The sequence below is a fragment of the Luteimonas sp. gir genome, from assembly GCF_037198055.1.
In the GTDB taxonomy this organism is placed as follows: Bacteria; Pseudomonadota; Gammaproteobacteria; order Xanthomonadales; family Xanthomonadaceae; genus Luteimonas; species Luteimonas citri_A.
Window position 1 is genome coordinate 18769 of record NZ_JBBAXQ010000018.1, and the last position, 15816, is coordinate 34584.

Annotated in this window: 9 protein-coding genes, 1 pseudogene and 1 riboswitch; of the genes and pseudogenes, 7 read left to right on the forward strand and 3 right to left on the reverse strand. The window is 67.5% G+C overall.

Annotated features, from left to right (window positions below; genetic code table 11):
* Nucleotides 1-243: 243 nt before the first annotated feature.
* The 4 genes from metK (at nucleotide 244) to WAF18_RS16895 (ending at nucleotide 4874) form a co-directional block, all read left to right on the forward strand.
* On the forward strand, nucleotides 244-1455 hold the full coding sequence (metK, locus tag WAF18_RS16880; RefSeq protein ID WP_337246135.1) for a methionine adenosyltransferase: 1212 nt from the start codon (nucleotides 244-246) through the stop codon (nucleotides 1453-1455).
* Between the two features lie 189 nt (nucleotides 1456-1644).
* Nucleotides 1645-3057, forward strand: coding sequence for a circularly permuted type 2 ATP-grasp protein (locus WAF18_RS16885; RefSeq protein ID WP_337246136.1), 1413 nt, complete (start codon nucleotides 1645-1647; stop codon nucleotides 3055-3057).
* Nucleotides 3058-3067: 10 nt separating this feature from the next.
* Nucleotides 3068-4075 carry an alpha-E domain-containing protein gene (locus tag WAF18_RS16890; RefSeq protein ID WP_337246137.1) on the forward strand — a complete coding sequence of 336 codons (1008 nt, stop codon included), beginning with the start codon at nucleotides 3068-3070 and terminating at the stop codon, nucleotides 4073-4075.
* A gap of 64 nt (nucleotides 4076-4139) precedes the next feature.
* Nucleotides 4140-4874, forward strand: coding sequence for a peptidase (locus WAF18_RS16895; RefSeq protein ID WP_337246138.1), 735 nt, complete (start codon nucleotides 4140-4142; stop codon nucleotides 4872-4874).
* 68 nt (nucleotides 4875-4942) lie between these two features.
* On the opposite strand, the gene WAF18_RS16900 is transcribed toward WAF18_RS16895, so the two are convergent.
* Nucleotides 4943-7444 carry a prolyl oligopeptidase family serine peptidase gene (locus WAF18_RS16900; protein WP_337246139.1) on the reverse strand — a complete coding sequence of 834 codons (2502 nt, stop codon included), beginning with the start codon at nucleotides 7442-7444 and terminating at the stop codon, nucleotides 4943-4945.
* 246 nt (nucleotides 7445-7690) lie between these two features.
* Nucleotides 7691-7806: riboswitch (S-adenosyl-L-homocysteine riboswitch) on the forward strand.
* A 35-nt stretch (nucleotides 7807-7841) separates the two neighbouring features.
* On the opposite strand from WAF18_RS16900, the gene ahcY reads away from it, so the two are divergent.
* Complete coding sequence (gene ahcY, locus WAF18_RS16905; protein ID WP_183426709.1) at nucleotides 7842-9302, forward strand: adenosylhomocysteinase; 1461 nt, start codon at nucleotides 7842-7844, stop codon at nucleotides 9300-9302.
* A 90-nt stretch (nucleotides 9303-9392) separates the two neighbouring features.
* Here ahcY and WAF18_RS16910 read toward each other — a convergent pair whose 3' ends face one another.
* Nucleotides 9393-10565: a hypothetical protein gene (locus tag WAF18_RS16910; RefSeq protein ID WP_337246140.1), complete on the reverse strand. Its 1173-nt coding sequence runs from the start codon at nucleotides 10563-10565 to the stop codon at nucleotides 9393-9395.
* Nucleotides 10566-10903: 338 nt separating this feature from the next.
* Complete coding sequence (locus tag WAF18_RS16915; RefSeq protein ID WP_337246141.1) at nucleotides 10904-13762, reverse strand: TonB-dependent receptor; 2859 nt, start codon at nucleotides 13760-13762, stop codon at nucleotides 10904-10906.
* Nucleotides 13763-14159: 397 nt separating this feature from the next.
* Between WAF18_RS16915 and WAF18_RS16920 the strand changes: the two genes are divergently transcribed.
* Both WAF18_RS16920 and WAF18_RS16925 read left to right on the forward strand, forming a co-directional pair.
* A complete protein-coding gene (locus tag WAF18_RS16920) occupies nucleotides 14160-15449 on the forward strand; it encodes a D-tagatose-bisphosphate aldolase, class II, non-catalytic subunit (RefSeq protein WP_337246142.1) in 1290 nt (429 codons plus the stop codon).
* Nucleotides 15436-15816, forward strand: a pseudogene (locus WAF18_RS16925) (sugar isomerase); the annotation flags it as partial. The gene WAF18_RS16920 and the pseudogene WAF18_RS16925, both read left to right, overlap by 14 nt.

Below are 15816 nucleotides of genomic sequence, written 5' to 3' on the forward strand. Positions count from 1 at the left end.
TTTTTGCCCTCCCGATCAGCGCCCGCCCGGCAGCGCTGCGCAGCGATGCACTCGCCCAAGGAATAGTGCTCGGCAGGTGTCGAGCCCCCCCCCCCGATGGCGCAGGTACACCGCGAGTTGAGGGACAACGATTGCCTCGCCCTTAACTCTCCGGCAACACACAGGACGACAAGATGCGTTGCGCCGGCCGGGGGTGTATCATTCGCGGCCATCTTTTCATCCGAATATAGGGATATAGCCCTGATGTCCAGCTATCTCTTCACGTCCGAGTCCGTCTCCGAAGGCCATCCGGACAAGATTGCCGACCAGATCTCCGATGCCGTGCTCGACGCGATCCTGGCCCAGGACAAGCGCGCGCGCGTGGCCTGCGAGACGCTGGTCAAGACCGGCGTGGCGATCGTCGCCGGCGAGGTGACGACCAGCGCGTGGATCGACCTGGAGGCGCTGACCCGCAAGGTGATCCTGGACATCGGCTACGACAGCTCCGACGTCGGCTTCGACGGCGAGACCTGCGGCGTGCTGAACCTGATCGGCAAGCAGTCGCCCGACATCAACCAGGGCGTGGACCGCAAGAAGCCCGAAGAACAGGGTGCCGGCGACCAGGGCCTGATGTTCGGCTACGCGACCAACGAGACCGACAGCCACATGCCGGCCGCGATCCATCTGTCGCACCGTCTGGTCGAGCGCCAGGCGCAGGTGCGCAAGAAGAAGAACTCGCCGCTGCCGTGGCTGCGCCCCGATGCCAAGAGCCAGGTCACGCTGCGCTACGAAGATGGCAAGGCGACCGCGATCGACGCGGTCGTGCTGTCGACCCAGCACGATCCGGGCGTCAAGCAGAAGGATCTGATCGAGGCGGTGCGCGAGGAGATCATCAAGCCCGTGCTGCCGGCCAAGTGGCTGCACAAAGGCACCAAGTTCCACATCAACCCGACCGGCAAGTTCATCATCGGCGGGCCGGTGGGCGATTGCGGCCTGACCGGCCGCAAGATCATCGTCGACACCTATGGCGGCTGGGCTCGTCACGGCGGCGGCGCGTTCTCGGGCAAGGATCCGTCGAAGGTCGACCGCTCGGCTGCCTACGCCGCGCGCTATGTCGCCAAGAACGTGGTCGCGGCCGGCCTGGCCGAGCGCTGCGAGGTGCAGGTGTCGTACGCGATCGGCGTCGCCGAGCCGACCTCGATCTCGGTGACTACGTTCGGCACCGGCAAGATCCCTGACGCGCAGATCGAAAAGCTGATCCGTCGCCACTTCGACCTGCGCCCCTACGGCATCATCCAGATGCTCGACCTGATCCACCCGGTCTACCAGCGCACGGCCAGCTATGGCCACTTCGGCCGCAAGCCGCAGCAGGTCAGCTACACCGACGGCGCTGGCGAACAGCACACCGCCACTGCGTTCTCGTGGGAAAAGACCGACCGCGCTGAGGCCCTGCGCGCCGACGCCAAGCTCAAGTAAGACCGGCGCGTTCCGCCGCTTTGCCACGACGGGCCGCGCAAGCGGCCCGTCGTCGTTTGGCCCGGCGGGCCGGCCCGCTCCCCTGCTCCACGGGCGCCCCATCGTCTCACCCGGCGTGCACCCGGCGGGCGACATGCTATATCTCGTCGCACGGTGCGGCGCCAAGGACAGCCAGGGGAAGCTTCTTCGATGTCAGCCAGCTACGACGAGATGCGCGATGCACAGGGCGCAGTCCGGCCGCACTACCGCGCGTTCGAAGACTGGCTGCAACGCACCCCGCCCGAGCAGGTCGCCCACAAGCGGCGCGAGGCCGAGATCTCGTTCCACCGCGTCGGCATCACGTTCTCGGTCTACGGCGAGGAGTCGGGCACCGAGCGGCTGATCCCCTTCGACATCGTGCCCAGGATCGTGCCGGCCGCCGAATGGCGGATGCTCGAGGCCGGTCTGCGCCAGCGGGTACACGCGCTGAATCTGTTTCTGGGCGATGTCTACGGCCCGCAGCGCATCCTGCGCGATGGCCGTATTCCGGCGGCGCTGGTCCTCGACAACAGCGAGTACCGCAAGGAGATGCAGGGCCTGCAGGTCGCCTGCAACACCTATTCGCATGTCTCGGGCATCGATCTGGTGCGCGCCGGTGACGGCGAGTACTACGTGCTCGAGGACAACCTGCGAGTCGCCTCGGGCGTGTCGTACATGCTCGAGAACCGGCGGATGATGGCGCGCCTGACGCCCGAGCTGTTCTCCAGCCAGCAGATCGCGCCGGTCGAGCGCTACCCCGACGCACTGCTGGACGTGCTGCGCGAATGTGCGCCAGCCAATATCGACAACCCGGTGGTGGCCGTGCTCACGCCGGGCGCGGCGAACTCGGCGTACTTCGAGCACGCTTTCCTGGCCCAGCAGATGGGCGTGGAACTGGTCGAGGGTGCCGACCTGTTCGTGCAGAACGACATGGTCTATGCGCAGACCACGCGCGGCGCACAGCGCGTGCACGTGATCTACCGCCGCATCAACGACGACTTCCTCGACCCGACAGTGTTCCGGCCCGAATCGATGCTGGGCGTGCCCGGGCTGTTCGGCGCCTACCGCGCCGGCAACGTGACCCTGGCCAATGCGCCCGGCACCGGCGTGGGTGACGACAAGTCGGTGTATCCGTTCGTGCCGGAGATGATCCGCTACTACCTCAGCGAGGAGCCGATCCTGCACAACGTACCGACCTGGCAACTGCGCAATCCCGACGACCTGAAGTACGCGTTGGCGCACCTGCCCGAGCTCGTGGTCAAGGAAGTCCACGGCGCCGGCGGCTACGGGATGCTCGTCGGCCCGGCCTCGACGAAGGCCGAGATCGAGGCATTCCGTGCCCGCATCCTCGCCGACCCCGGTAACTACATCGCCCAGCCCACGTTATCGCTGTCGACCTGCCCGACCTTCGTCGAAAGCGGGCTGGCCCCGCGCCACATCGACCTGCGGCCCTACATCCTCAGCGGCCGCCGCATCCAGGTCGTGCCGGGCGGGCTGACCCGGGTGGCGCTGCGCGAAGGCTCGCTGGTGGTCAATTCGTCCCAGGGGGGCGGCACCAAGGACACCTGGATCATGGAAAACTAAGGCCGCACGCATGCTCTGTCGCACCGCGAACGATCTGTACTGGGTGGCGCGCAGCATGGAACGCGCCGAGAACACCGCGCGCCTGCTCGATGTCGCACAACGCATCGCCTTGCTGCCTGAGCGCCTGGATCGCGGCAAGGCGCAGGCCGCCGCGTGGCGGCGTTCGCTCGACTCGCTCGGGCTGGTGCAGCCGTTCCTCGAACGCCACGGCCGGATCGATGCCGAGGGCGTGGTCGGGCACCTGCTGCTGGCGCCCGACAACCCCAGCTCGATCCACAGCTGCTTCCGCAACGCACGCGAGAACGCCCGCGCCCAGCGTGTGGCGATCACCTCGGAAATGTACGAGGACCTCAACAGCTCGTGGCTGGAGATCCGCAGGCTCGATGCCGCGCAATTGCGCCGCAACGGGCTCAGCAACACGCTCGAATGGGTCAAGACCCGCTCGGCGTCGTTTCGCGGCATCACGATCGGCACGCTCGGCCGCGGCGAGGGCTACCAATTCCTGCAACTGGGGGCGTTCATCGAGCGCGCCGAATGGTCGATCCGGCTGCTGGACATGATCGCCAGCGACGACGAACTGCCCGAGACCGGCGAGGCGCGCGACGCGGTGCAGTACTTCCAGTGGAGTGCGCTGTTACAGGCGCTGTCGGCGTTCGAGACCTATCGACGGCTCTACCGCGAGTCGGTCAGCCCGGCCGGCGTGGCGGCGCTGATGCTGCTCAACGGTGACAACCCACGCTCGCTGCAGACCTGCGTCGAGGCGATCTCCTCGATCCTGCAGTCGCTGACCGGCGGTGCGTCGGTGGAAGTGGCGCGCCAGGCCGGCGCGCTGGCCGCGCAGTCGCGCTACGCGCGCATGGACGAGATCATCGCCGGCGGATTGGAACCCTGGTTGCAGGACACGATGACCCGGCTGACCCGGCTGGGCGCGGAGATCCACCATCAGTTCATGACCACCCGCGCCGTACCGGCGCCGGCGCAGACGCAGGTTCAGGCCCCCTGGCAGACCACGGCCTGACGGGTGCCATGCCGCCCGCGTAGCGGGCACAATGACCGTCCGCTCCGCTGTACCCGCCCCGCCCATGACCTATTGCATCGGCCTCAACCTCGACGAGGGGCTCGTGCTGGCCTCCGACTCGCGCACCAACGCGGGCGTCGACCATGTCCGCCGTGCCGGCAAGATGCGGGTCTTCGCCGAACCCGGCGCCTATGTGGTCGTGACCTTGTCGGCCGGCAACCTGTCGCTGACCCAGAACGTGCTCAACCTGATCGAGCATCGCGACCGGCACGAACCGGCGACGCCGGGCATCCGCAACGCGCAGTCGATGTTCCAGGTCGCCCAGGCGATCGGCGATGCGATGCGCGAGATCCGTGCACGCGACGAAGCCTACCTGCGCGACAGCGGGATCGACCCCAGCGGCACGTTCATCGTCGGCGGCCAGATCCGCGGCGAGCCCCCGCGACTGTTCCTGGTGTACTCGGAAGGCAACTTCATCGAGAGCACGCCCGAGACCCCGTTCTTCCAGACCGGCGAGATCAAGTTCGGCAAGCCGATCCTCGACCGGGTGGTGACCCGGCAGACCGACCTGGTCACCGCGACCAAGTGCACGCTGGTGTCGTTCGACTCGACGATCCGCTCGAACCTGTCGGTCGGGACACCGATCGACCTGGTGGTCTATCGCCGCGACAGCCTGCAGTTGGAGGTCCAGCAGCGCTTCGAGGACGAGGACGCCTACCTGCGCTCGATCCGCGAGCGTTGGAATAACAGCCTGCGCGAAGCGGTCGCCGCGTTGCCGGCGCCGCCATGGGCACGCTAGTCAGCGCCCTGCACTGATCGCGGCCGCAACGCCCGACGTTGGATCGGGCGTTGCGGCGGCCGCGCCGTTTACGGCGCGGCGGGCGCGTCAGGGCGATGCTTCACATAACGATCGAGCCAGACATTGGTCTCGTAGAGCATGTGCAGGATCGATTCGCGTGCCCGGTAGCCGTGCGATTCCTTGGGCAGCATCACCAGCCGGGCGTTGCCGCCCAGGCCCTTGATCGCGGCGAACATGCGCTCGCTCTGCATCGGGAACGTGCCCGAATTGTTGTCCTCTTCGCCGTGGATCAGCAGGATCGGATCCTTGATCTGCCCGGCGTAGTTGAACGGCGACATGCGCAGATAGGTCTCCTGGGCCTGCCAGTAGTTGCGCTCCTCGGCCTGGAAGCCGAACGGCGTGAGCGTCCGGTTGTAAGCGCCACTGCGCGCGATACCGGCAGCGAACAGCCGCGAGTGCGCCAGCAGGTTGCCGGTCATGAACGCGCCGTAGGAATGCCCGCCGATCGCGATCCGACGACGATCCGCCACACCGCGGCGCACGACCTCGTCCACCGCGGCCTCGGCGCTGGCGACCAGTTGCTCGATATAGGTGTCGTTGGGCTCGGCATTGCCCTCACCGATGATCGGCATCGAGACGTCGGCGAACACCGCATAGCCCATCGCCAGGAACGCCTGCGGTCCCCAGTAGCCGACCGCGTTGAACCGATACGGCGAATCGGTCACCTGGCTCGCGGCGTCTGCGGATTTGAACTCGCCCGGATAGGCCCACATCAGCAGCGGCAAGGGGCCGTCGCGCTGTGCGTCGTAGCCCGGCGGCAGGTACAGCGTGCCGCTCAGGTCGACGCCGTCCTTGCGCTTGAAGCGGACCAGCTCCTTGTGCACGTCGCGCAGCTGCGGCGTGGGATGCGCGAACGCGGTCAGCGCCGTCGGTGCGGCATCGGCGTCGTCCAGGCGCCGCAGCAGGAAGTTCGCCGGCTCGGCCGGGGTCTCGCGGGTGGTCAGCAGCCGCGTGGCCTGTGCGTCGAGCACCGCGACCGGCGCCTCATACGCCGGCGCCTGCGAGTGGAACAGCCGCTCGGTGCGGCCGTCGGCCAGGTGCTGCCGGTCCAGGAACGGCCGGTCGCCCTCTTCCGACGCGCCGTCGCCGATGCGGTAAATGCTCTGGCCGTCGGCGGCGATCAGCAGCCGGCTGTTGCCATTGTCGTCGGGCATCGTCACCGCCATGCCCGGGTCGGCATAGCGATCCTCGTAGGAGCCGTCGCGCACCAGCACCGGCGCGGCGCCGCCATCGGGATGCAGGCGCCACTCGCGGATCCGGCGGGTCTTCCACCAGTACTCGGTCAGCAGCGCAAGTTCACCATTGCCCCATTGCGTGCCGGCGTAACGCATCGACAGCTGTGCAAGTTCGCTCGGCTTGGTGCGGAACGGCGCGGCCTGCGCATAGACGATGTCGCGCACCGCGACCTCGCGCGCCGGATCGCCGCCGTCCTGCGCCTCGGCCCAGACCAGCGTCGCCGGTGCGTCGCTGCGCCAGGCGACCGAACGCACGCCGGTGGGCACGGCGTCGTTGCCGACCGGCAGACCCTCGACCAGCGGCAGGCGTGCCACCGTGTGCTGGACCTGGCCATCGAGTCCGACCACCTCGATCCGGCGCGGGAACCGGGTGTACGGCACCTGGTAGGAGAACGGCCGATCGATCTGCTGGCGCAGCAGATGACGCCCGTCGGGCGATGCGGTGGCGCTGACGGTCAGGCCGGGCGCGCCGATCGGTGACACCGTGCCATCAAGCGACACGCGCGCGAGCTGGCTGGTCATGTAATGCACAAACACCCGCGCGTCCTGCTCGCTGCGCAGCAGGTCCTGGTAGGTCCGCAACTGCTGCACCGTGCCGCCGGCGCCGGTCTCCTGGACATTGGGGCCGGCCGGCACGCCATCGTCCTGCGGCGCTGCACCCTGCCCCTGCGGGCGCAGCCGCACCAGCAGCGACTGCCCGTCGGGCATCCATTCGAAGCCATTGCCGACGACGGCGTTGAGCGGCTGGGACAGCAGACGCCGCGCCTGCCGCGTCGCCACGTCGACCAGCCACAGCTGCACTTCGCCCGCGTGCGTGTCGACCTGGCTGAAGGCGATGTGGCGCTGGTCGGGCGACCACAACAGCGAGGCCAGCGACAGCGGCTCGGGCAGGCCCGCGATGCGCTGCTCGGCGCCACCGTCGATCGGCTTGAGCCAGACATCGCTGACGTACGAGGCACGGCTGGCCGAGTAGGTCTTGGGATTGATCCGGATGCCACCGAGCTTGAGCTCGGGCTGGGAGACCTCGGCGATCGACGGCAGCGCCGGCGTCTGCAGGAAGGCGGCCAGGTCGCGCTTGGGACTCAATAACAGGCGCGGCGGACGCGGCGCATCGACGATCGCGCGCAATGCTTCGGGCGGCAGTTGGTAGCCGCCATCCTCGGAGACGACCGCCGGCGCGGTCTGCGCGAATGCGGGGGCGACGCCGAGCGAGGCGACGAGCAAGGTGGCGGAGACGGCGAGGAACAATCGGCGACGGGCGGTCGTTGCAGGCATCAGAAGGCGATCCGAAAAGGCACACGAGGCCGTCGAGCATACCTGCCGCGCAGCCAGTGCCGGCCAGGGACCGACGGGACTTGCGTTGCACGCCCTGCACTGCAGTGGCATCACAGCAGGTCACAGTGCAGTGGCGCCATACACAGCTGACGCCTGAACCCAAGCCGCGCCGGACCTCCCGCCAGCCGGCCGCGATCCAGTGCCTGCCCCGCCGCCAGCGACGAGCTGCGATAGAATGGGGATCGCCTCGCCGAGGGGCGCTGCGACCATCGCGTGGCTTCGTCCACGACACGCCCCCGCACAAGCGGGCGCTGCGATGGCCAGGCTCGGCGCAGGTGCCCTGCGAACGGCGCCCGTCATCGCGAATGCATCGATCGCATTCCGTACGGAGCATGCAATGAACGCACAGTTGAAGTCCGGCGCCGAGCGCGCCTTCTCCCAGGATGGCGACTACAAGGTCGCCGACATCTCGCTGGCCGACTGGGGCCGCAAGGAACTCGACATCGCCGAGCACGAGATGCCGGGCCTGATGTCGATCCGCCGCAAGCACGCCGCAACCCAGCCGCTGAAGGGTGTGCGCGTGACCGGCTCGCTGCACATGACCATCCAGACCGCGGTGCTGATCGAGACGCTCAAGGACATCGGCGCCGACGTGCGCTGGGCCTCGTGCAACATCTTCTCGACCCAGGACCACGCGGCCGCCGCGATCGCCGCGACCGGCACGCCGGTGTTCGCCTGGAAGGGCGAGACGCTGGAGGAGTACTGGGATTGCACGCTCGACGCGCTGACCTTCACCCTGGCCGACGGCACGCTGACCGGTCCGGAGCTGGTGGTCGACGACGGCGGCGACGTCACGCTGCTGATCCACAAGGGCTACGAGCTCGAGAACGGCAGCACCTGGGTCGACGAGCCCGCGAGCTCGCACGAAGAACAGGTCATCAAGGCGCTGCTCAAGCGCGTGGCCAACGAACGTCCGGGCTACTGGACGCGCGTGGTCGCCGACTGGAAGGGCGTCTCCGAGGAAACCACCACCGGCGTGCACCGTCTCTACCAGCTGGCGCAGGCCGGCACGCTGCTGGTGCCGGCGATCAACGTCAACGATTCGGTCACCAAGTCCAAGTTCGACAACCTCTACGGCTGCCGCGAATCGCTGGCCGACGGCCTCAAGCGCGCGATGGACGTGATGCTGGCCGGCAAGGTGGCAGTGGTCTGCGGCTACGGCGACGTCGGCAAGGGCTGCGCCGCCTCGCTGCGCGCCTACGGCGCCCGCGTCGTGGTGACCGAGATCGATCCGATCTGCGCGCTGCAGGCGGCGATGGAAGGCTTTGAAGTCAACACGATCGAGAGCACGCTCGGCCGCGGCGACGTCTATGTCACCACCACCGGCAACAAGGACATCATCACCGCCGAGCACCTGCAGGCGATGAAGGATCAGGCGATCGTCTGCAACATCGGCCACTTCGACAACGAGATCCAGGTCGATGCGCTCAAGGCGCTGGCGGGCGTGCAGCAGATCAACATCAAGCCGCAGGTCGACAAGTACGTCTTCCCGGACGGCCGTGCGATCTTCCTGCTCGCCGATGGCCGTCTGGTGAACCTGGGCTGCGCCACCGGCCACCCGAGCTTCGTGATGTCCAACTCGTTCGCCAACCAGACCCTGGCCCAGATCGATCTGTGGGCGAACAAGGACCGCTACGAGAAGAAGGTCTACCTGCTGCCCAAGCACCTCGACGAGGAAGTGGCACGGCTGCACCTGGAGAAGATCGGCGTCAAGCTGACCAAGCTCACCCAGGCCCAGGCCGACTACATCGGCGTGCCGGTCGAAGGCCCGTTCAAGCCGGACCACTACCGCTACTGAGTGATCCGCACCACTGCAGTGACACGACGAACGGGCGCCTTGCGGCGCCCGTTCTCGTTGGTGGGCCAGCCGCCCGGCCCCACGCTTGGCCTACGGCAGCGAGGCGTTGAACTGGATCTGCTGCCCCGGCACGAGCCGGTCGCTCTCGATCGCAACCGTCAGCGAGGCGATCGCATGCGGGCCGATGCAGGCCGACGCGGAACGCTCGGCACTGGGCAGCAGCCCCTTGAGCGATGTGCCCAGGCGATGGCCGTCGACCGCGGGCCAGGCGTCGTAGTAGATCGGCGCGACGCCTTCGTTGCGCACCGACATCTGCACGCATTCGCCGTCGCTCGACAGCGCCGTGATCCGGAACGCGTAGCCCGTCGCCATCGCGGCCTGTCGGATCCGAGCGCGCGTCTGATAGCCCGGCTGGTCGTTGCCGATCATGTAGCTGATGCGGTACTGCGAAGCAAAGGATTCGAAACTGCGCCCCCAGGGCCCGTTGGGATCGAGCACATGCGCCTGGTCGTAGTCGCTGTAGTAATTGAACTCACCGCCCGCCGGGCTGTCCTGGTAGCGGGTGTTGCCGAAGAACAGCCACGAAGCGCGGTTGTACTCGCTGTTGCTGCTCGAATGCGTCTCGTGCATGAAGGAGTCATCGAACAGCCCGAAGCGCAGCTGCCGCAACGACGACACGGCGGAGAACGGCGAGTAGGTCGCGCTCGCCGCATCGATCGACAGCGACCACAACGTCTGCGCGAACGTGGCGCCCAGGTGCTCGAGGAACTGTTGCTGGAACGCCTTCGACGGAAACGTGCGGCCCAGGGTCAGCGGCCCGTCCCACAGGTGATACTCGGCATAGGAGCCGAAGCCCACCTGCAGGAAGGCCAGGCGCGGGTCGAGGTCGTAACGCTGCGCGAACTTGGTGTAGAAGTCGAGAATGAAGGCCCGCAACGTGGCCGAGCGCCAGTCGGGCACGAAGGTTTGCTCGCCCTCCACGTTCCTGTAGTCGATCACGTGGTCGGCGGCATTGGCCACGTGGCTCGGGATCGAGATCGTGGTGTGGCCGGGATAGGTGTCGTGGAAGCGCACGATCATCTGGTGACCGCGTGCCGCCGCCGATGCCAGCCGGGCGTCGACCTGCGACCAGTCGTAGGCGCCCGACGCGGTCACGACATCGCTGTACTTGAAGTAGGCGAACTCCAGCTGCACGTCGTCGCCGAGCGCCGCCAGGCCCGACGCATTGTCGTTCCACAACACGATGCCAGTCATCGGTTGCACGCGATCGATCGTCGCCTGCAGCGGGACCGGCACGTAGGCCGCTTTGCCGCGTCGAGGCACTGCCGCGCCGGCGCGTGCGAGGGGCGCTGATTTGACCAAGCGTGCGCCCGAGCCTGCTGCATGCGCGCTCCCGTGTGCCTGCGCCGAAGTCGGTGCGCCATCCGGCGCCTGGGGCCGCGTGAGGCCCGCATTGGCGGTTGCGACGACCGCCAACAGCATGGCCGATGCTGCAATGCGCAGCCGATCTCGATGATGCTCCATGATCTACCCCTCCCGTCGCCGGCATGGGATAGCGGCCGGTCCAGGGGCGACGCCCGGACCGGCCGCGTCGAACGCGTTCAGAACCGGTAGCTCAAGCCCAGCGTGACCGAGCGGCCATAGCGGTAGTAGCCCTGCGACAACAGCGGGTTGCCGTTGATGCTGGACGTGCTCTCATCGTCGAGCAGGTTGCTGCCCTCCAGCGAGATCGTGAAGCGGTCGTTGACGGCGTAGGAAGCATGCGCCGTCAGCCAGGTGATCGGGTCGGACTGCTCGTTGTAACCCTCGCCCAGCACATTGATCGCGGTCACAAAGCCATCGGTGTGATCGGCGGTGGCGCCGATCGACCAGGGACCCTTCTCGTACATCAGGCCCAGCGAGTACACCGACGGCGCGATGCCTTCGAGCGGGCGCTCGAACTCGCCGACCCAACTGCGTGCCCAGTTGCGGGTGTACTGCGCGCGGAAGCCGAAGCCGTTGTCCCAGAAGTGCTGCAGCCCCGCCTCGATGCCACGCACCTTGGCGTAGTCGCCGTTGATCGGACGCATGACGTTGAACAGCGTCGGGCCGGTGCTCACCGGGGTCCCGTCGGCATCGACGATGGGACCGACACCGATGTCCTGGCCCGGCTCCCAACTGGTGGTGATCTGGTTGGCGATGCGCTTGTAGAACACCGCGACGTTGAAGATAGACCGGTCGGTGAAGTACCACTCCAGCGACAGATCGCCTTGTTTGGCACTGTAGGGCTGCAGATCGACGTTGCCGCCGTAGATCTGGGTGAACTCGCCCCAGGACACACTGGCCGTCGTATTGGTCGGCGCCAGCTTGTCGACCGGCGGCCGGGCCATGGTCTTGGCGACGCCCACGCGCAGTTGCAGGTCGTCGGTGAAGCTCCAGATGAAGTTCGCCGAGGGCAGGTAGAAGGTGTAGTCGCCCTTCTGCTCGATCGCGCTCGGGGTGTCGTAGACCGCGGTGTAGTTGAACGTCCCGTTCTCGACGATCTGCAGGATCTTGGCGTCCCAGGCATGGGCCGTGGTGTCGGTCTTGACCACGCGCATGCCGATATCGCCGCGCCAGCGTTCACCGACAAAGTCGGCCTGCACGTAGAACGCGTTGGTCTTCTCCGAGACGCGGTAGCTCTCGAGCGGGTTCCATTGCGGCGCGGCGTTGGAGAAATCGTAGGGCGTGCCGTCCGCACGCGGCCGACCGTCGTACTGCGCGAGATGGCCGAGGTAATTGGGGACGTCGAAGGCGATGAACGATCTCGGGAAGACCGCATTGACCCGGCTCATGAAGCTCGGCGGCGCCAGGGACTGCGAGATCACGCCCGCCCCCAAATCACCGACGTTGATGGCATTGTCGCCCGAGTAGTAATCGGCGCCGCCATTGAGGGTATTGTTGATCAGGTCGCGCGACTTCTTGCGATCGGTGACATTGACCCCGAAGCGCAGCCGGTCGAATACCGAGCGACCGACAAACAGCTCGCCGCCGAGGGCGCCGCCGGTGATCTCGTCGACGATGTTGTCACCGCGCAGTTCCATGTAGTGGGTGTTGAAGTCGGACGCGCCGAAATTGCCGGTCCCGAAGCCGTCGGCCAGCGAACGACCATCGTCGAAGTCCACGCGGACGTTGGGCATCGCATCCCCACTCAGGTCGATGCGGGCGGTGTTGGGCTGGTTCATGCGCAGGACCACATAGGAATCCTGGCCGCCCGAGTAACGCTTGGAGGTCGAGCGGTACACGTCGGCGGTGAGCGTGAAATCGTCGTTGACCTGCCACTGCGCGTTGGCTCCGTACAGATCGGTGTCGACCACCCGGTGCTCGGTCATATTGAGCAGTTCGGGGTTGAGCCGCAGTTCCGGATCCGAGTTGTCCATCGTGAACCCGGTGACGATGCCGTTCTGGACGGTGATGTCGGACCAACGCCCGGGCGCGAACAGCGGATAGTAGGACTGCTGGTAGCCGACCTGCGGCGAGTCGAGCCGCGTGGTCAGACCGTCCACCGTGAGCCGGAAGCGATCGCTGGGGCGCCATTCCAGCTTGCCCGAGAACGCCCGCCGCTTCTTCTCCTCGATGATCGAGCCGGCGCGGAACTGGCCGGGCGAGATCAGGCCGTACTCCTCGGGGTCGAGCTCGCCGTTGCCGTTGAGGTCGACGTCGCCGCCCCAGGCGTTGCTGGACCAGGTGGGATCCCGCGGATCGGTGTTGCGGGTCCAGCCGCCATCGTTGCCGGCGATATCGGTGCGGTCCCGGCGCTTGCCGTAGACCACGCCGAGCAATACACCGAAGGTGTCGTCGGCGAATGTGTTGCTGTAGGTCGCCGAGAACTTGCGCCCGTTGAGCTCGGACATCTGGTTGCGGTCACCCTCGACGCGGACGATGCCGTGCTGGCCGGTGCGATCGAAGGGACTGGCCGAGCGCAGATTGATCAGACCGCCGATCGCGCCCTCGGCCAACGACGACTGCGCCCCCTTGATCACGTCGGCGCCGCTGATCACGTCCGATGGCAGCACGTCGAACGCGAAATCGCGGCCTGCGCCGTCGGTCGCCAGCAGTCGGCCGTTGAATGTGGTCAGGGTGTACTCCGGCCCCAGGCCGCGCACGCTGACCTTCTGGCCCTCACCGCCTGCCGTGCGGCTGATCGAGACACCGGTGATGTGGCTCAGCGAGTCGGCGACGTTGTCGTCGGGAAACTTGCCCAGTTCCAGCGCGCTGATCGAATCCTGCACGGTGGCCGCATCGCGCTTGAGCTCGACCGCCCGCGCAAGGCTGCCGCGCACCCCGGTCACGATCACCGCGTCGAGCGATTCGATCCGTTCGTCGGCCGGTCCCGCGGGGTCCCCGGCGTCCTGGACCTGGGCCGACGCGCCGGCCGGCACCACGAGCGCCAGCGCGATGCTGCAGAAAAGCGGATTGCGATGCGGACGAACGGTCTTCACAGAAGCATCCTCGATGTGGGTGGCTGTGGGGGCGACCTACAAAACGAAATCCAGCCTAAATCATGTTTCGTTTGGCATCAACATCTTCTTGTAACGAAATTTGGGCAGGCTGAACGCGGGTCGCCTGCCTCGGGTCGTGCCGCAGCGTCATGAACACGCTGATCCCGAGGCATACGCCCACGCTCCCGAGCGCGAGATCCGGCATCGATCAGGCAAGCGGGCCCAGCGAGACCCGCCCGGGCCTCAACTGCCTGCCCAGCATCGCAACGGACCAGAATCGTTAGAAACGAAAGAAAACGTTGCTAAGCATTGTCTTTCGTCGCAGACTCTTTTGTGCGCACGCCCGATGGCCTGTTGACCAGCGGCGCCCGCCCCCCTTTCTGATACGAGGACCGCGATGCACGCCCTGCTCGAGCTGGTCGCCCGCCATCGGCGTGATGACGCCGCTGGCATCCCCTCCATCTGCTGCGCCCATCCCTTGGTACTGGAGGCCGCGCTGCACCACGCCAAGCGCCACGCCCTGCCGCTGGTGCTCATCGAGGCGACCTGCAATCAGGTCAACCAGGACGGCGGCTACACCGGCATGACCCCGGTCGATTTCGTCGCCTTCGTCGGCGGCATCGCCCGGCAGGTCGGCTTCGATCAGGCGCGTATCGCACTCGGCGGCGATCACCTGGGCCCCAATCCCTGGACCGCGCTCCAGGCCGAGGCGGCGATGGCCAAGGCCGAGACGATGGTCGCCGCCTACGTCGCCGCGGGCTTCCGCAAGCTCCATCTCGATTGTTCGATGGCCTGCGCGGACGATCCGGTGCCGCTGCCCGAAGCCACGATCGTCGAGCGTGCGGTGCGGCTGTGTCGCGCGGCCGAGGCCGCCCATGCCCGGGCCGGTGGCGAGCCGCCGGTCTACGTGATCGGCACCGAGGTGCCGGTGCCCGGTGGCGCGACCGAGGCCATCGAGGGCCTGGCAGTCACCGCGCCCGAGGCTGCGCTGGCGACGATCGAGGCCCACCGGGGCGCGTTCGCAGCCGCCGGCCTGCAAGCTGCGTGGACGCGGGTGATCGCCTCGGTGGTGCAGCCGGGCGTGGAGTTCGACCACCACCAGGTCATCGACTACGTGCCGGCCGCCGCGCGCGCGCTCAGCGCCGCGATCGAGCAGGTCCCGGGTCTGGTGTTCGAGGCGCATTCGACCGACTACCAGACCCCGGACGCACTGGCCGCGCTGGTGCGCGACCACTTCGCGATCCTCAAGGTCGGCCCCGGCCTGACCTTCGCGCTGCGCGAGGCCTTGTGGGCGCTGGATGCGATCGAGCGCGAGTGGATCGCCCCGGACCGGCGTGCGCAGTTGCGCGAGACCGCATTGGCCCGGATGCGCGCGCAGCCCGGTCACTGGCAGCGCTACTACCACGCCCAGGGCGATGCACTGACCATCGATCTGCAGTACAGCCTCAGCGATCGCATCCGCTACTACTGGCCGGATCCTGCGATCGAGGCGGCCTGCCAGCAGCTGTTCGCCAACCTGCGCCAGAGCCCGCCGCCGATGCCGCTGGTCGGCCAGTACCTGCCGCAGGCGCTGCGCGCGCTGCGTGCCGACCGCGCCCCGCTCGATCCCACCACCCTCGTGATGGCCCACATCGCCATCGTCCTCGACGACTACCGCCATGCCTGCGTCCCCGATGCCCAGCCCTGAACACCTCGGCCTGCCCGAATCCGACCTGGCCGCCAGCGGCGCGCTGTGGACCGCGCGCGAAATCGAGCAGCAGCCGCGCATGCTCGTGCGCACCTTGGCGCTGGTCGCCGAGATGGCCGAGTCGATCGCCGCCTTCATCGCGCCGGTGTCGGGCGACCCGACGGCGCGGGTGATTCTGACCGGCGCCGGCACCTCGGCCTATATCGGCGAATGCCTGGCGCCGTGGCTCGACCGCAACCTCGCTGCGCGCGTCGATGCGGTGCCCACGACCGACTTGGTCAGTGCGCCGCAGCTGTATCTCGATCCGGATCGCCCGCTGCTGCTGGTCTCGTTCGGGCGTTCGGGCAACAGCCCCGAGAGCGTCGCG

What these genes read in the sequence shown, in the direction of transcription:
- metK (WP_337246135.1), top strand. Translation starts at nt 244, where the DNA reads ATGTCCAGCTATCTCTTCACGTCCGAGTCCGTCTCCGAAGGCCATCCG.
- WAF18_RS16890 (WP_337246137.1), top strand. Translation starts at nt 3,068, where the DNA reads ATGCTCTGTCGCACCGCGAACGATCTGTACTGGGTGGCGCGCAGCATG.
- WAF18_RS16885 (WP_337246136.1), top strand. Translation starts at nt 1,645, where the DNA reads ATGTCAGCCAGCTACGACGAGATGCGCGATGCACAGGGCGCAGTCCGG.
- WAF18_RS16900 (WP_337246139.1), bottom strand. Translation starts at nt 7,444, where the DNA reads ATGCCTGCAACGACCGCCCGTCGCCGATTGTTCCTCGCCGTCTCCGCC.
- WAF18_RS16895 (WP_337246138.1), top strand. Translation starts at nt 4,140, where the DNA reads ATGACCTATTGCATCGGCCTCAACCTCGACGAGGGGCTCGTGCTGGCC.
- ahcY (WP_183426709.1), top strand. Translation starts at nt 7,842, where the DNA reads ATGAACGCACAGTTGAAGTCCGGCGCCGAGCGCGCCTTCTCCCAGGAT.
- WAF18_RS16920 (WP_337246142.1), top strand. Translation starts at nt 14,160, where the DNA reads ATGCACGCCCTGCTCGAGCTGGTCGCCCGCCATCGGCGTGATGACGCC.